20 protein-coding genes are annotated in these 20817 nt (G+C 69.6%); 7 read left to right on the top strand and 13 right to left on the bottom strand.

What is annotated here, in order from left to right:
• The first annotated feature begins 8 nt into the window (after positions 1–8).
• Positions 9–1277 (top strand): PQQ-dependent sugar dehydrogenase, encoded by a 1269-nt coding sequence (locus NR798_RS10645; RefSeq protein ID WP_375771343.1) that lies wholly within the window; start codon positions 9–11, stop codon positions 1275–1277.
• A 292-nt stretch (positions 1278–1569) separates the two neighbouring features.
• Positions 1570–1833, top strand: a complete 264-nt coding sequence (locus NR798_RS10640; protein WP_375771342.1) for a hypothetical protein — start codon at positions 1570–1572, stop codon at positions 1831–1833.
• Between the two features lie 121 nt (positions 1834–1954).
• Here NR798_RS10640 and NR798_RS10635 read toward each other — a convergent pair whose 3' ends face one another.
• The 4 genes from NR798_RS10635 to NR798_RS10620 all read right to left on the bottom strand — a co-directional run bounded on the left by NR798_RS10635 (position 1955) and on the right by NR798_RS10620 (position 6587).
• Positions 1955–3013: a serine/threonine-protein kinase gene (locus tag NR798_RS10635; protein WP_375771341.1), complete on the bottom strand. Its 1059-nt coding sequence runs from the start codon at positions 3011–3013 to the stop codon at positions 1955–1957.
• 25 nt (positions 3014–3038) lie between these two features.
• Positions 3039–4226, bottom strand: a complete 1188-nt coding sequence (locus tag NR798_RS10630) for a hypothetical protein (RefSeq protein ID WP_375771340.1) — start codon at positions 4224–4226, stop codon at positions 3039–3041.
• A gap of 184 nt (positions 4227–4410) precedes the next feature.
• On the bottom strand, positions 4411–5475 hold the full coding sequence (locus tag NR798_RS10625) for a hypothetical protein (RefSeq protein WP_375771339.1): 1065 nt from the start codon (positions 5473–5475) through the stop codon (positions 4411–4413).
• 233 nt (positions 5476–5708) lie between these two features.
• A complete protein-coding gene (locus tag NR798_RS10620) occupies positions 5709–6587 on the bottom strand; it encodes a hypothetical protein (RefSeq protein ID WP_375771338.1) in 879 nt (292 codons plus the stop codon).
• Between the two features lie 303 nt (positions 6588–6890).
• Between NR798_RS10620 and NR798_RS10615 the strand changes: the two genes are divergently transcribed.
• Together NR798_RS10615 and NR798_RS10610 are read left to right on the top strand one after the other, a co-directional pair.
• Positions 6891–7373, top strand: coding sequence for a TlpA family protein disulfide reductase (locus tag NR798_RS10615; RefSeq protein WP_375771337.1), 483 nt, complete (start codon positions 6891–6893; stop codon positions 7371–7373).
• Positions 7374–7395: 22 nt separating this feature from the next.
• Positions 7396–8433 (top strand): SDR family NAD(P)-dependent oxidoreductase, encoded by a 1038-nt coding sequence (locus NR798_RS10610; RefSeq protein WP_375771336.1) that lies wholly within the window; start codon positions 7396–7398, stop codon positions 8431–8433.
• Between the two features lie 210 nt (positions 8434–8643).
• On the opposite strand, the gene NR798_RS10605 is transcribed toward NR798_RS10610, so the two are convergent.
• The 3 genes from NR798_RS10605 to NR798_RS10595 form a co-directional block, all read right to left on the bottom strand.
• Entirely contained in the window at positions 8644–9726 is a 1083-nt protein-coding gene (locus tag NR798_RS10605; RefSeq protein ID WP_375771335.1) for an ATP-binding protein, read from the bottom strand.
• Positions 9723–11198 carry an RAD55 family ATPase gene (locus NR798_RS10600; RefSeq protein ID WP_375771334.1) on the bottom strand — a complete coding sequence of 492 codons (1476 nt, stop codon included), beginning with the start codon at positions 11196–11198 and terminating at the stop codon, positions 9723–9725. The genes NR798_RS10605 and NR798_RS10600 overlap by 4 nt, the downstream gene beginning before the upstream one ends.
• 236 nt (positions 11199–11434) lie before the next feature.
• Positions 11435–12547, bottom strand: coding sequence for an MJ1255/VC2487 family glycosyltransferase (locus NR798_RS10595; RefSeq protein WP_375771333.1), 1113 nt, complete (start codon positions 12545–12547; stop codon positions 11435–11437).
• A 59-nt stretch (positions 12548–12606) separates the two neighbouring features.
• On the opposite strand from NR798_RS10595, the gene NR798_RS10590 reads away from it, so the two are divergent.
• Complete coding sequence (locus NR798_RS10590) at positions 12607–12906, top strand: hypothetical protein (protein WP_375771332.1); 300 nt, start codon at positions 12607–12609, stop codon at positions 12904–12906.
• Positions 12907–13081: 175 nt separating this feature from the next.
• Entirely contained in the window at positions 13082–13981 is a 900-nt protein-coding gene (locus NR798_RS10585; protein WP_375771331.1) for a LysR family transcriptional regulator, read from the top strand.
• A gap of 67 nt (positions 13982–14048) precedes the next feature.
• Here the strand turns inward: NR798_RS10585 and NR798_RS10580 are convergent, their stop codons facing one another.
• Positions 14049–14807 carry an alpha/beta fold hydrolase gene (locus NR798_RS10580; RefSeq protein WP_375771330.1) on the bottom strand — a complete coding sequence of 253 codons (759 nt, stop codon included), beginning with the start codon at positions 14805–14807 and terminating at the stop codon, positions 14049–14051.
• Positions 14808–14882: 75 nt separating this feature from the next.
• Positions 14883–15425 carry a TIGR02265 family protein gene (locus NR798_RS10575; protein WP_375771329.1) on the bottom strand — a complete coding sequence of 181 codons (543 nt, stop codon included), beginning with the start codon at positions 15423–15425 and terminating at the stop codon, positions 14883–14885.
• Between the two features lie 281 nt (positions 15426–15706).
• On the opposite strand from NR798_RS10575, the gene NR798_RS10570 reads away from it, so the two are divergent.
• Positions 15707–16552, top strand: a complete 846-nt coding sequence (locus NR798_RS10570; protein WP_375771328.1) for a hypothetical protein — start codon at positions 15707–15709, stop codon at positions 16550–16552.
• Here NR798_RS10570 and rsmB read toward each other — a convergent pair.
• The 4 genes from rsmB to NR798_RS10550 all read right to left on the bottom strand — a co-directional run bounded on the left by rsmB (position 16546) and on the right by NR798_RS10550 (position 20761).
• Positions 16546–17865: a 16S rRNA (cytosine(967)-C(5))-methyltransferase RsmB gene (rsmB, locus tag NR798_RS10565; protein WP_375771327.1), complete on the bottom strand. Its 1320-nt coding sequence runs from the start codon at positions 17863–17865 to the stop codon at positions 16546–16548. The genes NR798_RS10570 and rsmB overlap by 7 nt on opposite strands.
• A gap of 40 nt (positions 17866–17905) precedes the next feature.
• Positions 17906–18559, bottom strand: coding sequence for a hypothetical protein (locus tag NR798_RS10560; RefSeq protein WP_375771326.1), 654 nt, complete (start codon positions 18557–18559; stop codon positions 17906–17908).
• Between the two features lie 18 nt (positions 18560–18577).
• Entirely contained in the window at positions 18578–20374 is a 1797-nt protein-coding gene (locus NR798_RS10555) for a hypothetical protein (protein ID WP_375771325.1), read from the bottom strand.
• A 177-nt stretch (positions 20375–20551) separates the two neighbouring features.
• Positions 20552–20761 carry a hypothetical protein gene (locus tag NR798_RS10550; RefSeq protein WP_375771324.1) on the bottom strand — a complete coding sequence of 70 codons (210 nt, stop codon included), beginning with the start codon at positions 20759–20761 and terminating at the stop codon, positions 20552–20554.
• Positions 20762–20817: the final 56 nt, after the last annotated feature.

The raw sequence follows: 20817 nt of genomic DNA, 5'->3' as shown, positions 1-20817 counted from the left end.
AGAGTCCCATGCGAATCTTGTCGATGACCCTCCTCCTCGCCGCCCTCCTGTCGGGCTGTACCAGCAAGCCCCCCAACCCGGACGGCCCGCCGCCGCCCCCCGGGGACACGGAGCTTCCGCCCGAGGAACCGCTTCCCAGCGGCCCTCCCGTCCCGACGGGCCCTCCCAACGTGCCCGAGTTCCAACCAGCCTTCCCCGGCCAGACGCGCGCTCCGGCCATCCAGACGAAGACGGCCTTGCAGGTCACCGAGATCGCCTCGGGCTTCAGGAATCCCTGGGCTATCGCCTTCCTCCCCGACCAGCGCATGCTGGTGACGGAGAAGCCCACCGGCTCGCTCTACATCGTCACGTCCCAGGGTGCGAAGTCTCCCGCCGTCGCGGGTCTGCCGCCCGTGGACGGCCGTGGACAGGGCGGTCTGCTCGACGTGGAGGTGGGCCCCGACTACGCCCAGAGCGGCCTCATCTACTGGACCTATTACGAGCCGCGCGCGGGCGGCAACGGCTTGGCGGTGGCACGCGCGAAGCTCGTGGAGGGTGAGCAGCCGCGCGTGGAGGGCGTGCAGGTCATCTTCCGCATGATGCCCACGCTCGAGTCGACCCTGCACGCGGGAGGACGGCTGGTGTTCACCCCCGACGGCAAGCTGTTCGTCACGCTCGGGGAGCGCTCCATCCTCGCGGGCCGGGTGCAGGCGCGCGATGTGCGGAGCCACTTCGGCAAGGTCGTCCGCATCAACCCCGACGGCTCGGTGCCCCTGGACAACCCGTTCGTGAACACCGAGGGAGCCAGGCCGGAGATCTGGTCGGTGGGGCACCGCAACATCCTGTCGGCGGCGCTCGACCGCCAGCAGCGGCTGTGGACGGTGGAGATGGGGCCGCGCGGGGGAGACGAGCTCAACCGCCCCGAGGCGGGCAAGGACTACGGCTGGCCCACCATCGGCTATGGCGAGGAGTACTCGGGCGCGCCCATCCACGAGAGCCCGCAAGGCCCGGGCATGGAGCAGCCCGTGTACTACTGGGATCCGGTGATGTCGCCCTCGGGGATGACCATCTACACCGGGGAGCTCTTCCCCGAGTGGCGCGACAACGTCTTCATCGGAGGCCTGTCCAGCCAGGCGCTGGTGCGGCTGATGATGAGGAATGACCGCGTGGTGGGCGAGGAGCGGCTGCTCACGAACTTGCGCGCGCGCATCCGCGAGGTGGTGCAAGGCCCCGAGGGAGCGCTCTACCTGCTCACCGACGACACCAACGGCAGGCTGCTCAAGCTCACCCCGCGCTGAACCGGCCTGGGTCTGGCGAGGGAAGGCGTCGTAGCATGGAAAGGAGGGGCCCGGAGCAGGGAGTCCGGGCTCCCGTTTGCATCAGGAGGGATGCGGTGGCGAGCAGCTTCATCGAGTTCGGGGGCAAGGGCATCTGGGACAGCGACGGCGCCATCCGTGACCTGCTCGCGTTGTTGCTGGTGGAACTGGAGGCGCGGGGGCTGCGCCGGAAGCAGGCGGAGCTCTGGGAGTACTGGACGCTCCAGGCGTACGTCACCTCACGGGGACCCACGATCTCGGCCTGGACCTGTACGTGGCCGACGCGCCCACCCGGAAGCTCGTCATCGACTGCTGCGAGTCCGTCGCGCGGAGGACCGGGAAGGTGGAGCGCCCTCGGCCCCGGGGCTTCGATCACGCGGACGGTGAGCTGTTCGAGGGGAGCGAGCAATTCATCGACCTGGACGAGGTGCGCCCGCTCGCGTTGCAGGTGACGCGGCTGCTGCGGGGTGAAGCCGGCGCGCCCGCGGATTCTCCCGAGGCCCTCCACTGGCGTGAAGCGAAGGCAGCTCCCAGGTAGGTGCGCGACGAATGAGGAGAACGCGAGAGCGCTCCCAGGGCGCCACGCATACTTGGACCAGAGAGGGAGGGACTTTCATGACGTGACCCGCCAGGCTCTGACTCGACTTCCCTGAAGGGGGTCAGGGTGAGGATCTCTCCCCCGCCTTCGGAGGCAACGCGAGCGGCCACAGCCGGGCGAGGTCGCCCCGCAGCGCGGCGGCACTCGGATGGCGGTGCTCCGGGTGCTTCTGCATCAGCTTGAGCACCATGCGCTCGAAGGGCTCGGGCAGGCCCGGGGTGAGCGTGCGCGGAGGCACCGGCGCCTGCTGCACGTGCAGGAACATGAGCGGCACCGGCTGCGGGTGGCGGAAGGGCAGCTGCCCCGTGAGCAGCTCATACGCCACCACTCCCAGCGAGTAGAGGTCCGTCGCGGGAGAGACGGGATGCGCGCCCGAAATCTGCTCGGGCGCCATGTACTCGGGAGTGCCGAGCACCGCGCCCTGCGCCGTCACGCCGGCCACGTGCGCGCTCTTGGCGAGCCCGAAGTCCATCAGCTTGAGGATGCCCGGCTTCGTGAGGAAGAGGTTGCCCGGCTTCACATCGCGGTGCAGCACGCCGCGCCCGTGTGCGTGCTCCAGCGCGGCCGCCGCGTGGGTGAGCCACCGCAGCGACTCCGCCAGCGTCGGGCGGACGCCCAGCAGGCGGCGCTTGAGGTCCATCCCCACCAGCAGCTCCGCGGTGAGGAAGTGCCGGTCCCCATCCACCCCCACGTCGTGGACGCGCATGATGTTGGGATGGTCCAGCCCCCGCGCGTGCTCCACCTCCTGGCGGAAGCGGGCAATCTGCGACGCGTCCGCGCCCGGCACGGCCAGCACCTTGAGCGCCAGGTGCGCGCCCGTGGTGAGGTCCGTCACCTCGTGCACCATGGCGCTGCCACCGGAGCCCAGCCAGCGCTCCACCCGGTAGCGCCCGGCCAGCACCTGCCCCGGGATGAGCCCGCGCACCACCGGGTGGCCCTGCTCGCCCACCGGATGCCCGGACCCATCCACCGGGTGCTCGCTGCTGCCCAGCAGCAACGTGCGCGCCGGCCCGCTCCCCCGCGAATCCCGCGTGGGAGGCGGGGCCACGGGCGGCGGCACCACCGCGCCCTCCTCGGGATTCAGGTACGCCACTCCGCTGTCGTGCTCCTCGTCCGTCACGGCAGCCTCCCCTCCCCGCCCGGCCTCAACCGGCGAGCAGCGACACGTTGGAGGCCACGCCATTGCCCTCGATGTCCAGGTGCGGCGTGGGCAGGTTGTACTCGGCCGCGGCCGTGGTGGCCTCCATCATGATGGGACCGGCGATCTCCGGCGGCTCGCCGTGGCACAGCAGCTCCACCACGTGCTCCACCGTCCAGCGCCCCAGCCGCTGGATGGACACCTGGCCGTTCTGCACCTTCGCCGTCTCGGCCAGCTCCGTGCTGCCCATCAGCTTCTCGTCCACCGAGCCGCCCAGGTAGCCGCGCGCCAGCGTCATCACCCGCTCCAGCACCACGTTCCACGCCTGCAGGTGCGAGCGGTCCTGGGCCTCGTCCATGATGTCCAGACCCACCGGCAGCTTCTCCATCCGCTCCAGGAACGTCTGGATGAGCGGCCCGCGGATGAGCCGCCCGTGCTGCGGCGCGATGATCTCCACCGCCGGCGTCAGCTTGCGGATGACCGCCACCACGCGCTGCAGCGCCAGGTTCACCGGCATGTAGATTTGGTGGAAGGCGCGGATGCCCGTCCAGTCGGACTCATCCGCCCACAGGCCCTGCGCGTTGACGTCCGTGACGCCGCCGAACAGGTCGCCGGTGAAGAGCACCCGCGTCTCCGGGTCGTAGAGCATCACCGCGCCGCGGAAGTGGCAGAAGGGCGAGGGCACCGGCAGCAGCTTGTGGCCGGTGGGCACGTTGAGGCCGTGGCTGAACTTCTCCGTGGCGATGAAGCGGCCGCGCGGCAGGTTCTGGTGGACGATGAGCCGCCAGGTGTCCTCGGAGCAGAGGATGCCGGCCTTGGGGGCGTAGCGCGCCGAGATGATGCTCGCCGACGAGCCCACGTCCGGATCCTGGTGGTTGATGAAGACGGCGCTGAGCCGGTCCAACCCGCCGATGAGCGACGTCACCTTGGTGGACACCGCGGCGAAGTCGCTGCTCGAGCCCGGATCGATGAGGAGGTTGAACTCGTTGGGCCGGCCCGTCTTCGGATCCGTGCCCCGGAAGCGGCGCAGGTACGGGTTGGCGTAGAAGATGGTGCCGGGGTCCCTCTTGCCCACCCAGAAGGTGTCCGGGGCGATCTCCACGGGAACCAGGCGCAGGTCGTTGCTCTGGCTGTCGGACGGACGGACGTTGCTCGGTGGGGGGGTGCGATTCGGGCTCGCCTGGATGCTGCTCATACGGGAACTCAGACCTTGCGTGGGGGAGGACGAGCCCCTGAGGCAGGGGCGCGGGAACACTCCCTTCCGTAGCAAGGCGCGGGCCGCCCCCAAGTCCGAGAGCAACGTCCACCCGCGCACGCAACCACTGCGCGCGCGCAGGTCGCGGGACCGCAAATCGTGCGCGGTTCCAGCAAAAAGACTTCTAGGGGGCCTTGGGGTTGCCCGGCCGTCCGGACAGGTTGCCGAGCTCCGACTCGGCCTGCGCCACGTCCTTGGCGTACTCGTCCAGGTAGCGCTGGCGCTCCTCGCTCGTCCACTCGTCGGGGGAGAACCGGTCCAGCGTGTACTGCTGGGTGAGGTGCACGGGGCCATAGAGGGCCTTCACCACCTCGCGGTCGGGATCTCCCTGCTCGCGGAGGAGGAAGCCCTCCACGTCGCGCAGCCGGAGGGGGAAGTCGGGGTTCTTGTCGTGGAGCAGCAGCCCGAAGACGGTGAACTTCACCTCGCGTGCACCGGCCTCCAACTCCTCGTTGAATTCCACATAAGCGAAAGGAATACCCGCCTCGTCGTCCACGCGGCCCGCCATCACGTAGCGGCCGGGCTTGCGCACCTGCAGGCCGACGTAGAGCTGCAGGGAGCCCTGCTCCACCACCTCGCGCACCTTGCCGGTGAAGGTGGCGGGCGCGGCCGGGGTGAAGACGATGTCGAAGAAGGCCCCGCCCTCGGCGTTGCCGCTGGCGCGCACGCGGAACTCGACGCGCAGCGTGCCCTCGAACATGGCGAAGCCCTGGCGCGAGGGCTGGAAGCGCCCCGTCCACATGCCGTCCCCGGCCACCTCGTCGCCCTCACGGCCCGTGTCGTTGAAGTCCAGCGGCACCGCGGCGGCCTGCCCGGCCTGCGCCAGGTGCGGCGCCTCACGGGCCACGGCGGAGTGCACCTCGCACGGCAGCGGCTGCCCGGTGCTCGCGTTCTCGCAGCCCACGAAGAAGCGCACCGTCTCGTCGCCCACGACGTAGATCTTCTCCTGCTTCAGCTTCAGCGCGATGTCCCGCTGCTCCTTGCCGAGGGGCTGCTTGCGCTCGGGCGAGGCCGGGTACACCAGGTCCGGTTGCTCCGAGATGGGCCGCGACTCGTGCGGGTAGCGCGTGGACTGCTTGTAGGAGTCATAGGTGAAGCGGGCCCGGGTCAGGCGCTTCTCCCACAACTGGCGCTGTGCCTCGCGCTCGGCCTCCTCGGGTGACAGCGGAGGACCGGCGGGCGGCTGCACGGCGACCCCCGGAGAAGGCCGAGCCGGCCCACGAGACGGCGGGCCGGCCGGACTGTCCGGGGACTCCGGACCGGGCGCGGACGAATCCGCCACACCCGGCCCGGGACGGATGAGCCCCACGGAGAGCAGCACCCCGCCTACTCCCAACACGAGAGGAACGAGCAGGAGAAGCCAACGGCCACGGCGGGAAGGGCGCTGAGTCATGGGGTACATCCAATGCTGCCAGAAACGGCTCAGTAGGCGTAGGCGGCCATGTCGGCGCGCACGGGCCCGACGATACCGGCCCAGTTGCCGGCGGCGTAGTGGTCGTAGCTCTCACCGTCATCGCGCAGCGACACGGTGTGGTAGCTCCACTTGGCCACGCCGTTGCTGGTGGCCGAGGTGCCCGTGTTCAGCGTGCCGTCGCAGAACCAGTCGCCGGGGTTGCAGAAGCCGCCGGTGCTGGCGACGCCGCCCGTCGAGTGGTAGGCCACGGCCTCGTCATCCTGGCCCGGCAGCGTGCCCGAGTAGAGCGTGCCCTTGGCGCCGGCGAACATGTAGAACCACTTGGAGCGCGTGGTGTTGTGGTTGTACATGCCGCGCGCCGTGGAGGTGACCAGGTCGCTGGTGAGCGGCTCGCTCGACGCCCAGTCGCCCATGTTGGCCAGCTCGCTGCCGCCGCCAGCGCCCGAGGCCACGTCCACCCACTTGATGTTCCAGCCCACCTGGGTGGTGCCGTCGGTGTTGCCGCACACGCCCGTGGAGCTGGGGACGGCGTTCTTCTTGTAGCGCGCCGAGCCGCCGTACATGGACAGCGCGTAGCCGATCTGCAGGTTGCCCGCGCTGTGCGCCGCGATGTAGCACCAGTTGGCGCCCGTGCAGAAGCAGTCCAGCGCGTCGCGAACGCGGTAGTTCTCCACCGAGATGCGCTGCGTGCCGTTCCAGTTGACGGACTTCTTGTTGATGCCGGCCGCGGTGGTGCTCGGACCCCAGTAGCTGAAGTCCGCGTAGTTGCCCGCCTTCGTGGTGTTGCCGTTACGGCCGTGGATCCACAGCGAATAGTTCGTGGCCGATGCCTCCGCGCCCACCAGGGCGGTGGCGGCGATGATGGCCGTGCTCAAAAGCTTCTTCATGAGAGAGCGCCTCCTGCTCTTGCTTCCAAGGGGGTACCCGCCCGGCTGTCTGCCGTGCAGGCGGAGCCACTTTACTCCCAGGTTATGAAAAACTGAAAACCTTCCAATCCCGTTAAAACTCCCAATCCTGACTCACCGTGTCAGAACTGGATTTCTCGACGCGCCGCGTCAGACACCGGACGGGGGAGCAGGCGCCGCGCGTGCCGGGTGGGGAGGGGACGGGTGGAGGGAGGCGTCCGGGGCGCGGGGCGTGGATGCCTAGCTTGAATCCCGTCCTCTCCACCCTTTGAGGAGGCCCTGCCCATGTCCTCGATGGATGTTCCCCTGACGCTGTTGGATCCCGAAGGCGGTTGGATCAATGCCCCCGTGCACGTGCATGACCTGCGCGGCCGGCCCACGCTGCTGTACTTCTGGTCCGAGCTGAGCAAGACGAACCAGGAGCAGCTGCCGCTGGTGAAGACGCTGCTGGACGAGTTCATCCCCAAGGGCTTGCAGGTCATCGGCGTGCATGTGCCGATGGAGGGCGAGGACCTGGGCCATGCGCTGGACACCAATGACATCGAGGCCATCGTGAAGCGGATGGGCTTCCGTCACCCGGTGGCGGTGGACGACGGCTCGATGGAGGCGGCCTACGGGGTGGAGGAGGTGCCGACGTTCCTGGTGTACGACGCCTTCGGCATCCTGCGCCTGCGCGTGGCGGGCGAGGCGGCGACGAACCCCGAGCTGCGGCGGCTGTTGGAGCGGCTCACCGGCCCCGAAGCCACCTCTGGCGCATTCGCGCCCTGAACCCCCGCGCACGAGGATCGACATGGCAGGCCGGAACAAGAAAGAGGCCTCCCGGCTGTCGCTCGGAGCCCTGACCGCCGCTGGAATGGGGGCGGTGATGGGGCTCCGGGCGCTCTTTCGGGAGAGGGTGAGCTTCGCGGGGCGCACGGTGTTGCTGACGGGCAGCTCGCGAGGACTGGGATTGGTGATGGCCCGTCAGTTCCTGGCCGAGGGGGCGCGCGTCATCCTCAGTGCCCGGGAGGAGGTGGAGCTGGCGCGGGCCCGCGACGAGCTGGAGGGACAGGGAGGTGAGGTGCTGGCCATCGCCTGCGACGTGAGCGATCGCGTGCAGGTGGAGGCGATGGTGGCGCAGGTGCACGAGCGCTTCGGCGCGGTGGACGTCCTGGTGAACAACGCCGGGGGCATCCAGGTGGGGCCGCTCGAGTCGATGACGGAGGAGGACTTCGAGGAGGCGATGAACGTGCACTTCTGGGGTCCGCTCTACACGTCCCTGGCGGTGCTGCCGGAGATGAAGCGGCGGGGCTGGGGGCGCATCCTGAACATCTCGTCCATTGGCGGGAAGGTGAGCATCCCGCACCTGGTGCCCTACAGCGCGAGCAAGTTCGCGCTGGTGGGCCTGTCGGACGGGATGAGGGCGGAGCTGGCGCAGGACGGCATCCTGGTGACGACGGTGTGCCCGTCATTGATGCGCACGGGCAGCCCGCCCAACGCGTTCTTCAAGGGTGACCACGAGGCGGAGTACGCGTGGTTCGTGCTGGGAGACTCGCTGCCGGGGATGTCGATGAACGCGGAGCGGGCGGCGCGGAAGATCATCGAGGCGTGCCGCCGGGGCGATGCGGAGATCCTGGTGGGCCTGCCGGCGAAGCTGGCGGTGTTGGCGCGGACGCTGGCACCGGGACTGACGGCGACGGTGCTCGCGCACGTGAACCGGCTGATGCCGCAGGACAGCAACACGGACCGGTACCGGGGCCGGGACAGCGAGACGCCGCTCACCCGCTCCTGGGTGACGAGGCTGACGCGGCAGGCGGCGCAGAAGAACAACGAGGACTTCCTGCACTGAAGAGCCGCCCCGCTCCCCCTCCCCCACTCCCACGCCCCCCTGCCCCCACTCCTCCCTCGCCCCCCGGGAGAGGGTCGGGGTGAGGGTATCGGGTGTACCCGGGTTGAATCCCCTGCCCACATTGAGGGCCACGGGTTGGAGAACAGATTCGGGCACCCTCACCCTGACCCTCTCCCGAAGGGAGAGGGGATATCACTGCCCTGAAGGGCATCAGCCCGACAGGGGCAGCCGGAGGCTGAAGGTGGAGCCCTGGCCCAGCTCCGACTGCGCGGTGAGCGAGCCGCCGTGGAGCCTCGCGAGCGCCGCGGCGATGTAGAGCCCCAACCCATGTCCGTGCCCGCCCGCGCCGTCCGCGCGGTGGAAGCGCTCGAAGATGTTGCGCAGCTCCGAGGCGGGGATGCCCACGCCCCAGTCGCGCACCTGGACGATGGCCAGGCCGGGCGTGAGGGAGAGCGTCACCTCGACGCGCCGCTGCTCTCCGCCGTACTTCACCGCATTGGAGAGCAGGTTGTTGAGGATGTACCGCACGCGCTCGGCATCGAAGGACAGCTTCACCGGCTGCGCCACCCCCGTCAGGGAGAAGTCCACCTGGGGCTGGAGCTCGCGCCACTCCTGGACCACGTCCTGGAGGAAGGCGCCAAGCTCGCCGCGCTCCCGCTGCAGCGCCACCTTGCCCTCGGACAGGCGCGCCGCATCGAGGATGGAGGTGACGAGGGAGTTCATCCGGTCGAGCTGGCGGAGGATGGCCTCGGAGCACTTGCGCTCCTCGGCGGCGCCGCGCTCGTCCTGCTTGCGCAGCAGCAGCTGGGCATTGAGGCGCGCGGAGCTCAGGGGGGTCTTGATCTCATGGGCCACCCAGTTGAGCATCTCCTCGCGCACGGCGCCGCTGGAGTGGCCCGCGCGGTCCCCCGCGGTCATGGCCTCCCCGCTCGGCTCCGGAGCGGGGCGCGAGCGCAGCACCTGCTCCACCGCGGCCTCGAAGGTGTCCAGGTCCACCGGCTTGGAGAGGAAGGCATCGGCCTCCTCCAACCCCCTGGGGTGTGCGGCGCTCAGCAGCAGGAAGGGGACCGAGCCGAGGCGAGGATCGGCCCGCAGCGTCCGCAGCAGCTCCACCCCGGTGCGCCGGGGCATCATGTGGTCGCTCACCACCAGGTCCGGCCGCTCGGTCCGGGCCAGCATCAGGGCCTCTTCACCGTTATGGGCCCGCAGGGTCCGGTGGCCCAGATCCTCCACCACCTGGGCGAAGATCTCGAGCATCGCCTCCTCATCCTCCGCGATGAGGACGAGGCTCATTCCTCTCCCCCGCCGATACGCGAGCCGATGGGCTGGGCCAGGCCCGTCAGCAGGCCCGCGGCCGAGCGCATCGGATTGAGCACGCGGATGCCCGCGTCGTTGATCTCGAACTCGCGCAGGTCCCCGTCGTACTTGCTGTCGCGCATCTTGAGGATGGACATGACGCGGTGGATGCGTCCGCGCAGCTCCACGTAGCGCAACAGCAGCAGGTTCTCGCCGAGGATGGCGATGGGCGTGTCGCTGAAGTCCAGCTCGGTGCCGGCGATCTTCGACACCTCCTTGGTGAACAGGGACGTCACGCCCGCCGCCCGCAGGTGCACGCTGAAGGCGGCCAGGAAGGTGCGCCGCCGCTCCGGGTCCACGATGGAGAGCTCGAGCTCCGTCAGCCCGTCGATCACCAGCCTCCGCACGCCCAGCAGGGCCACCTCCCGCAGGATGCGGTCCACCAGGACATCCGCCTCCAGCTCGGAGGGAGGCTGGTGCATCAATATCATCGCCCCGCTCGCCAGCGCCTCCCGCACGTCCAGCCCGATGCGCTGGGCCCGGGCCAACAGCGCGGCGGGAGGCTCGAAGAAGGAGACGAAAAGCGTCTTCTCCCCCTGGCGGGCCCCCTCCGCCGCGAAGTGCGCGGCGAGCAGCGTCTTGCCGATGCCCATGCTGCCCGCCAGCAGGGTGGTGCTCTGCAGGGGCAGGCCGCCATCCAGCAGCCCGTCGAACTCGGGCAGACCGAAGCTCGCCCGGGTGCGCGGCGGGACGAAATCCTTGTCCGAGGGGACGCGGGCCTCGAGCCGCGGGATGATCTCCACCCCCTCGGCACCAATCTGCAAGAGGTGCTCCCCTTGCAGGTGGGGCCGGCCGCGCAGCTTGACCACCTCCATCCGGCGATGGCGGCGCCCGCCCTGATGGCTCACCCACAGCGAGACGATGCCATCCACCGTGGTGGCTTCCGGCAGCGTCATCAACTTGTCGATGGGGTACTCGGTGGTGAAGAGCCCGATGCAGTCCATGGTGGACAGCCCGATGCCCAGCTCATACAGGAACTCGCGCAGCCGGGCCTCGTCCTGCCACAGGTCGCGGATGGAGCGCAGCCCGTCGATGAAGAGCATCTTCGCGCCGTGCTCGCGCACGGTGTGCAGCAGGGTGTCGCGCGCCTCCTTGGCGCCCTTCTTCAGCGAGGCGTAGGCGCTCACGAGGAAGAGCTTCTCGCCCAGCAGCTCGCGGCGGAAGAAGGAGAAGCCGGAGAGCGCGTCCACCAGCTTGTCGTGAGGCTCGGAGGTGACGGTGGCGAGCACCACGGGCAGCCCGCGAGCGGCGGCGAGGAAGGCCACCTGGCTGCAGAGGATCGTCTTACCGCAGCCGGGGTTGCCCGCCACGATGAGGGTCTGGCGCCGGGGGATGCCACCGCCCAGCAACAGGTCGAAGCTCGGGATGCCTGTCTCGAACAACTTCTGGGTACCGCGGCTGTCCATCATGGAGCTCGGTGCAATAGGTGGGGACCATGCGCGAGCCCTGGCGAAGGCGCGCCTTCGCTTCAACGGCAGGCTCCGGACGCATGTGCCGGTCCGCGCCTCCTAACATGGAACCCGCCCGCCAGGACCGCGGCCGGCGGAGCATTCCCTGAAGGGGGGCTTGCAGGCCCCACCCTCCTGATGACCAGCCAACTTTTCTCCGCCCGGCCGCCTGGTTTCCTGGCGGCCAGGGGAGAGGCTCACGCCTTGGAAGGCTCGCCTGGGCCCAGCTCCTCCCACCAGCGGCCCTTGTACTCGGCGGCGCGGGCGAGCTGCTCGCGCAGCGCCTCGATCATCTTCACGTTGCCGTCCTGCTCATAGCCCTTGAGGGCCTCCTGGCACCGGGGCACGCGCTGGAGGAAGTCGCGCAGGCGCTCCAGGGTGAGCTCGGGCGCGTACATGCCGTACCCCAGCCGCTCCAGGTAGAGGGCGTTGAGCACCTGCTCGAACTGGCCCTTCACGGGCAGCGAGAGCATGGGCTTGTGCAGGTAGACGGCCTCGCTCATGAGGGTGTAGCCGCCCCCGGCGACGACGGCCCGGGCGGTGCGCAGGTCGTCGATGAAGCCCTTCTCGCTGAAAGGGCGGTAGAGGAGGTTGCCGTCGCGCACGTCCTCGGTGATGTCGCGGCGCATGCCGTAGATGTGGCAGGGCAGACCGCTCTGCTTGAGGATCTCCGGCAGCTGCGTGTTGGTGGTGGAGGTCTGGTAGACGAGCAGGTGCTCGCCGGGCTCGGACTTCGCGGAGATGATCTCCGGCCGCAGGATGGAGGGCAGCAGCGTGGTGCGCTCCTTGCGGACGGGCGGGTAGAAGAAGGTGGTGACGAGGTAGTGGAAGCACCCGGGCAGCTTGGACTTCACCAGGGCGCGGGTGGCCTCGAAGTCATCCTCGAAGCCGGCGAGCAGCGAGGCGTCGTGCTTCGCGCGGTTGATGACCTGCATGTTGTCCACGCTGATGACGGGCAGGCGGTGGTTGCGGCCGAAGAGGTAGCTGAAGCTCTCGAAGTCGCTCACCACGACGTCCGGCTTGAAGTCCTCCACGAGGTCGAAGTACTGGCGCACGTTCTGCGGCCAGCCCTTGACGGCCCCGGAGAGGTTCTGCAGCACCGTCTGCCACTTCTTCACCGAGTTGCCCTCGTAGGCGATGGTGAAGCCCCAGATGCCATGCACGTTCTCGAAACGCTTGGCCAGGTAGTCCTTGGCGCGCCCCGAGACGACGATGTGGACCTCGTGCTCCTTGGCCAGTTCCTCGAGGAGCACGCGGGAGCGGGTAGCGTGCCCCATGCCTTCGCCAACGACACCGTAGAGGATTCGCATGGCGCCGCAGCATACGCGGGATGTGGCGCGCGAGCCCATGCGGCGGTAGCGTCCCCTCCATGCAACACGAGGCAACGGACGCCAAGAGCCCGAAGAACGCGGAGGGATTGACCCGGGCAGCCCTGCTGGGGCTGTGCGGCGGCATCCTCCTGGGAGGCCTCTTCCTGCTGGGAGTGGGGCTGAAGACACGCCTGTCGCCGGCGGACTGCACCGACCTGTCGGAGACGGAGTGCAGTTTCAAACGGGAGGCCGACCTGGAGATGAGCCGTATGCAGGTCATCGTCGGCTCCGGCCTGCTGGCACTCGGAGCGGCCGTGGTGGTGCTGATTCGCTCGAAGGCGCGCCCGGCCTCCAGCTGAGGACCCTTCGTCCTCCAAGGAGGCGCCCCAAGAGGCGCCCCGCCCCTCCTACACACCCCTCCTCCGTCAAGCAGCCGGACGGCCAGGCGGGGTAAGTACTTTTGCCGGTGCGGCGTAGACCGGCTAATTAGCTCTAGCCTCGACATTAGGCTTCGGTTAGGAGAGGCCCCCTCTTATGCAGCTTGAATCCTTGAAGATGTTTTGTGACGTGGTGGAGACGGGCTCCTTCTCGCGGGCCGCGCAGCTCAACCACGTGACGCAGTCAGCGGTGAGCCAGCAGATCCGGGCCCTGGAGAACCGGTACGAGCAGAAGCTCCTGTCGCGCAGCGCGCGCCAGGTGACGCCGACGCCGGCGGGCGAGCGCCTGTTCCGCGGGTGCAAGGAGATCCTCGCCCGGTTCGCCGAAGTGGAGAATGAGATCCGCGAGCAGTCCACCGAGGTGCAAGGCACCACGACGGTGTCCACCATCTACTCGGTGGGCCTGCACGAGCTGCGCAACGTGCAGAAGCAGCTGCTCAAGACGCACCCCAAGGTGAACATGCGCCTGAACTACCGGCGCAATGATCAGGTCTACGACGACGTGATCCTCGGGGCGGCGGAGATTGGAATTGTGGCCTACCCGCAGCCGCGCGCGGGCGTGGACATCCACCCGTTCCGCGACGACCGGCTGGCGGTGGTGTGCGCGCCCAACCACCCGTTCGCCAGCAAGGCGAAGGTGAGCCTCACGGCGCTCTCGGGCGTGCCCTTCATCGCCTTCGATCGCGAGGCCCCCACGCGCAAGGCGCTGGACCGGCTCTTCCGCGAGAAGAACCTGGACCTCAACCCGGTGATGGAGATCGACAACGTCGAGACCATCAAGCGCGCGGTGGAGATGGGCATCGGCGTGGCCATCCTCCCCTCGTCCACGGTGGCGGCCGAGGTGGCGCAGGGCTCGGTGGTGTCCAAGCCCTTCGCCGAGGGTCCGGTGTCGCGGCCCATCGGTCTGCTCATCCGCAAGGGCAAGTACCTGGATCGCGCGTCGGCCGCGGTACTCGAGGCCTTCAAGCTGGCCGAGGCCACGACCGAAGAGCACTGAGCCCGTCCCCGTGACGGCTCCCGGCCCCGTGCCGCCCCCCGCGGGTGGCACGGGGTTTTTCGTTGGCTCAGGCGGCGGTCTCGACGCCCGCGGCGGGCGCCAGCGCATGCAACCAGGGGGTGAGCAGCCGGGCGCACTCCTCGGGGTGCGTGAAGTAGGGCACGTGGCCCACGCCGCGCAGGAGAAGCTGCGGCGTGCCCGGAGGAAGCGAGGCGGCCAGCCGCGCCATGGTGGACGCGGGCACCAGCACGTCCCGGTCTCCCTGGAGGCACAGGCACGAGAGGGGCAGCCGGCTCAGCTCGGGCGGAGGCGGCTCGCGGAGGATGGAGAAGGCGCGGTGGAGCGTGGTCATCCGCTCCAGCGTCGTGGTGGGCACCACCTCGGGCACCCGCTCGGTGGGGATGCGCTTCCACGAGGCCAGGGCGGCCGTGAGCGGGCCGGGGCGGCCCAGGACGGCAATGGGCCCCATCATCGGGATGAGGTGGCCGCGCAGCCCCAGGTGCTCGGGCCGGGTGAAGGAGCTGAGGAAGGCCACCCCGCGCACGGCGCCCGCCGCGGCCAGGTGCCCGGCCACCATGCCCCCGAAGGAGCTGGCCACCACCGCGTCCATCCGTCCGGCCGCCGTCAGCACCTGCCGAGCCAGCTCCCCTGCCCCACAGGCGGCGTGGCTGCCTTCCGGGTACTCGACGAGGACGGGGCGGGCCACGAAGGAGAGGCGCTCGGCGAGGGCGCGGAAGCCCTCACCCCGTGCGCCCAACCCGGGCAGCAGCAACACCCGGGGACCCGTGCCTCGACCCATCTCCGTCAGCTCGACCAACCGGCGCATGTGCCTCCTTCACGAACGCGCTCCGAACACCGCTCGCGCGCCGCTTCTGCCCGCCCCCTGTGCACGCCTCCCTGCCTACCAGGAGACCTCGACCTCCGTCTCGCTCAGGCTCACCTGCCGTCCGGTGGCATTCACATCCGCTACCTTCGTGGTCTCGAAGAGGCCCCGCACCGCACCCACCAGGTAGTCGGAAGGCAGGGGGCTGCCCTTGATGACGACGACGCCGTTGACCGGCCCCGTCCACCGCACCGAGCACTCGCCATGCCGCACGGACGTCCGCCAGGCCGAGGGGAACCCGTTGAGCATCCGCCTCGGCTCGCCCCCGGCCAGCATCGTCAGCACCCGCCCCGCCCCGGACTCCAGGTACTCGGGCGCGACCTGATGTCCCAGCCGCTGCATCGCGGGCTCGAAGCCGCCGTGCCGCTCGCTCAGCGCCCACGCCGCGGCGTAGAGCAACCGGTTCAGCGCGCCGACGGGGTAGCTGAAGAAGGCCATGAACCGGCTGCCGCCGGCCGCTTCGATGCAGCGCCTCAGCGCCACGTCGTCCTCCAGGCCGCGCACCACGTCCAGCGCCCCCGTGAAGAAGAAACCGCGCAGGGTGTCTTCCGGCCTGCTCAAGGCCAGCCGTTGCTCCAACTCCTGCGGTGAACCCTTCTCCATCGCGTCCCGGCCGGGCGGGAAAGTCCCCGCTTGGCCCCCTGTCCTCCTGAACCGCGAATATTGGACCTGCCGGGGTGGAATCAAGACGCGTCGCATGCCGACCCATGGCGTCGTCCCGCACCGCGTCACCCGGGAGTAGGAGCAGGTCGCCCATGGGAGCAGACTCGTGTTCGAGGATGGACGTCAGCGGACAAGGCCCCTGCCGTGCACCGGGGCCGCCGGGTCTACACTCTAGAGTCATGAGCGCGCTGACCGCAGGTGACGTCCTCGGAGGGAAGTGGCGCATCGTCCGTCCAGCCTTCGGGGACGAGCCCGGCTCGGAGTACCGGGTGGAGCCCCTGGAAGGAGGGGGCGCCCGGCGGCTCACGCTGTGGCGCACGCTGCGGGCCCCCACGTCCGCCGAGCTCGGGCGCTTCGAGGAGCTGGTGCGCGCGGGCGAGCGGACCCGCAACCCCTCCTTCGCGCCAGTGGAGACCGTGGGGTACGACCCGGCCCTCGAGGCGCTGTGGATGGTGCGCCCCTGGTGGAATGGCGAGTCGCTGCCGTCGATGCTGGGGGGACTCCATCCGGTAGGGCTCGATCTCCCCTACCTGCACTCACTCGCGGACCAGCTGGCGCAGGCGCTCACCGCCGCCCAGGCCGCGGGGCTCGCGCATGGCCGGCTGCGGCCCACGCGGTTGCTCGTCGCGCCCGGGGGCAGCAAGGGCGTGCGGCTGTGCATCCTCGACCTGGGGCTGGAGGTCTTCCGGCGCGACCATGCCCCCACCTGGCTGAGGGCGCCCCAGGTGGGCGCGGCCTACCTGGCCCCCGAGCTGAGGGAGACGGGTCCCGTCCCGCCCTCCGCCGACGTCTTCTCCTTCGGGCTCATCGTGCGGGACATGCTGGCCACGCGGCGGGATGGGGCGTGGCAGGGACGCTGGGAGCACTGGGTGGAGCGGGCCACGGCCGCCGAGGCGGGCAGGCGGTTCGGCTGCCTCACCGAGGCCATGAGGATGCTGGTGCCGGTGCTGAGGGCCCTGCCGGATCTCCCGCCGCCCCCGCCGTCGAACTACGAGCCCATGCCCCCACCGCCTGACGCTCAGTAGAGCTTGCGCAGACGCGCGGCGAAGAAGCCGTCCCAGTTCTCGGGGCCCGGCAGCGTGCGCAGGTACGCCTGGGTGAGCGGGAGCTTCACCCCCTCGTGCAGCACCGGCGGCTCCGCCGTCCACTCGGGGTGGCTGCGCAGGAACATCTCCACCTGATCCTGCCCCTCCTGCGGCTCCATCGTGCACACCGCGTACACCAGCAGGCCTCCGGGCGGCACCGCCTCCTGGCAGTTCTCCAGGATGCGCCGCTGCAACACCGCCAGCCGGCCGATGTCCTCCGGCTTGCGCCGGTAGCGCAGCTCCGGGTGCCGCCGCAGTGTCCCCAGTCCCGAGCACGGCGCGTCCACCAGGAAGGCGTGGAACTCGCCCCACTCCTCCGGCCAGGGCTGCGACGCGTCGTGCGCCTCGGCCTTCAACCGCGCGGAGAGGCCCAGCCGCTTCGCCTCGGATTCGATCTTCCGCAGCTTGTTGGCGTGCAGGTCCGTGGCCACCACCTCGTGCTTCTCGGCCTGGTGGCACGCCTTGCCGCCCGGCGCCGCGCACGCATCCAGCACCCGCGCCGTCTCGGGAATGTCCCCGTAGACGCCCACCAACTGCGCCGCCTCGTCCTGCACCTGCCACAGGCCCTCGGCGTAGCCGTACACGTCCTCCAGCCGGCCCACCGGCGGCAGGACGATGCCCACCGGAGACACCGTCGTGGGCCGCACCTCCAGCCCCGTCTCGCGCAGCTGCTCCAGCAGCGCGTCACGCGTCCCCTTGGCGCTGTTGGCGCGGATGACCACCGCGGGCGTCTGGTTGTTGGCGGCGAGCATCGCCTCGGCGCGCTCCCGGCCGAACTGGCGCACCCAGCGCTCCACCAGCCACTTCGGGTGGCTCTCGCGCACCGACAGGAGCTCGATGGGGTCTGCCTCCGGCGGCAGCGGCTGCGAGGGCAGCGAGGCCAGCTTGCGCAGGATGGCGTTGGTGAAGCCCGCCGCGCGTGCCAGCCCCACCTCCTTGAGCGCCTGCACCGTCTCGGCCACGGCCGCGCGTGCCGGCACCCGCGTGTAGAAGATTTGATAGGCCCCCACGCGCAGTGCGGCCAGGACCTTGTCCTCGAGCGCGTCCAGCTTGCGGTCCGCGAAGCGGGTGATGGCGTAGTCCAACGCGAGCTGACGGCGGGTGGCCCCGTAGGTCAGCTCGGTGATGAGCCCGGCGTCGCGGGGATCGGCCGGCGGCGACTCCGAGAGCACCGTGTCGAGGACGACATTGAGGTACGCATCCGTGGCCCGGACACGGCTCAGGACCTGGATGGCGATGGCGCGTGCGTTCATCCTTCCCTCCCCGTACCACACTTCCCCCGCCCCTGGCGCCCTACCTGCCCATCACCTGGGCGGCCCAGCGGCGCGTCCCATCCTCCACATTCCGCATCAATGCGTCGAAGCGCCCCGCTCGCATCAACTCCACCAACCGCTCGTCCCGCGCGACGAGCGATACGGCGTCGTAAGGAAACCCGATATCCACTTCACCTGACGTTCGATAGCTGGGCTCCGAAACCTTGGCTTCCAGGTAGCGCGCGTAGGTATCGAAGAACCGGTCCACGCTCGAGGCCACGGGAATGACCCGGGGCTCGAACTCATAGGTGTCCACCATGACCACGGGCTGCCTTCCCCAGTCATCCGCGAGACCAGGGACAGTGGCGTAGGTGAAGACACCCCCACCGAAGACAATGACGGGCTGCCCCAATTCCTCCCACCAGTTTTCCCGCCACCATTCATTACGCTCTCGCAGCGAATGATCATTGTCATCCCATCGAATGAGCGCCCAGCACATCACCTTCGCGGCAAAAACAGCATGACCCAAGCGCGCGTAAACGCTTGCCAGTACCGGATCGAAGGGAACACCTACCAGCGCCTCCCCGGCGCTCAATGGCTCACGAGCGGGTGGTGCGGTCTCCAGCCCCAGATTCAACCGCTGACATACGTCCAGCAACCGCTCCAACCCAGGCAGGGCCATGGATTCCATCATTCCTCCTTGTCCAGGCGCCTAGTCGAGACCAGCGAATCGTTTCCGCAGTTCGCGATGGGCGGCATCCTTGGCTTGTCCGGCAGTTTTCAAAACCCCTGGCGGAGCATCAACGCGGTGGTACCAGGGCTCGAACTGCCTATCAATGATTTCGGCTGCTCTTCTTACTTCATCGGCTGTCGGACTGGGACGGGCTTTGCGAAATCGCGCCCACAAGAAGTTGATTTCTTTGTGGACGTACTCCTGCAACATGACCAGGTTCTCCGCGGCATTGATATTTTCATCTGGAAAGAGGTGGGCGTATTGAAGCGGCCGTCGGTGATGGATAGGAAATTGTGAACCCAGATCATCTAGAATGTTGGCGAACCGCGGGTACAACTCCGCGTAGTGAACGCGAGCTTCCGCTCGAAGTGTGCTTTTCAAATCAGTATCGAGTGGTTCCTGAATTGCCTGTTCGAGACGGACGAAAAGGCTCCGCAGCGTCTTGCGCTCGCTACGGCCGAGGGCCTGCTCGCCCTCCAGCGCCACCTTCCGCCAGAGTTGCTCGAACGCCGTCCGTTCATCCTTGGTCAACCGCTTGAGCGCGGTGCGCAGCCACCCGGCCACCACCTCGGGCTCGCGCCCCAGCGCCTTCGTCACCCACTCCAGCCCCTCCGTGGCGAAGAAGCCCAGGCCCTTGGCGATGATTCCCAGCGCGAACCACAGCGCCAGTTCCTCCGCGCCCCGCTGCGCCAGCCAGGCCGAGCCCTCCACCACTCCCTCCCGCCAGCGCAGCAGGGTGGCCTCGTGCATGGACAGGTACCAGCTCTGCCCCGGTTGCGGCGGCGGGCGCTCCACTCGCACCGACTCCACCCAGCCCCGCCCCTGAGCCTCTCCCACCCGGTGCTCGGCCCGCAGCACCACGCGCACCGTGCGCGGGCCCACCCCCTCGGTGAAGGGCAGCAGCACCTGGACGAGGTGCCCCGCCACCCGCGGGGATAGCGCGAGCGGGCTGCCTCCCGGCCCCTCCCGCGTGCGCCGCACCTCCCGCAGCTCTCCTCCGGCGAGCCGGCCATCCTCCAGCCACACCTCGAGCGCCACCCGCGCCTCGCCACCGGCCGGCACCTGCACGGCACGCATCCACTTGCCGGCCACCTCGTGGAAGGCGAGGAAGGTGCCAGCCGGAGTGCCCGGCATGCGCACCGGGAGCCTCCTGGCCTCGGCGGGCCGGGTGGACGGACTCGTGGCCTCGTAGTCCACCGCCCAGCGGGCCTCCTCGCGCCGCAGCCGCAGCACCACCTCCCCGGTGCGTCCCGCCACGTATTCGGTGAGGACGAGCCTCACCACCCGTGCCAGCGCCTCCCCCTCCACCGGCCGCCCCACGGGCCCGCCGCCGTGCTCCTCCTGATAGCCCACCAGCGTCAGCGCGCCCTCCTCCACCCAGAAGGTGAAGGCCCGCACCGCCCCCACCTCCTCCACCCCGCTGCACAGGCCCACCACGCGCTCCAGGGCCCTGTCGGCCTCCGCCTCCCGCGCCGCCCGCGGGTCCCGCCCTTCCCGCTGCGCCGCCAACACCAGCGCCTGCGCCCGCTCCTCCTCCACCCGGCGCGCCCGTGCCCTCACCTCCTCGGAGCTGGGCGCCCACGCCTCCGCCGAGGTGTCCGCTGAAGCGGGCGGTGCTCCCGCGCCCCTCCCAGTGGCGGAGGCCGCGGGGCTGCGCGCGGGCGCTGCCGCGTTGAAGAACTGGGGGGTGGGCGGCCGATGGCCCAGGCCCGTCAGCGTGCCACGCCTGGGGATCCCCGTGGCGCACCCGGCCTGCAACACGAACACGAGCAGCACCCACCCCACCAACAAGGGGGGTGGACCCGCCGAGCACTCACGGCCTGGACGAGTGGACAAGGCACGCATCCAAGCAAGGCGTGGAACCTGGCAACCAGGGTCCGGCACCCCGGAGGAACCTGTCTGCACACAACCCGACAAGGTGGCGAGGGGGAGGAGGTGCCGGGGAGCCCTCCCCTACGGGAACGTCACCCCTTCCAGCGAAACACTCGGGGGCTCACCGTCCTGCCACAGCAGGAGCGTGAAGTGGCCCCGGGCCTCCGGAGCCCCGGCCTCCACCACCACGCGCCGTCGCTTCGAGCCCGGAGGGAGGGGCTCCAGGGGCCATACCCGCAGCACCTTCAGCCGTGCGGCCGCGCGGGCCTTCCTCGCCGCCTGAGCGCGCACCCGAGGAGCCCTCTCACTGGTAGACGTCTACCAGCGATGTGGGCGAATGTGTGCAA

The sequence above is a fragment of the Archangium gephyra genome (assembly GCF_042230915.1).
Taxonomy (GTDB): Bacteria; Myxococcota; Myxococcia; order Myxococcales; family Myxococcaceae; genus Archangium; species Archangium gephyra_B.
The sequence above is the reverse complement of the archived record's forward strand: the minus strand, read 5'-3'. Positions and strand labels throughout refer to the sequence as shown.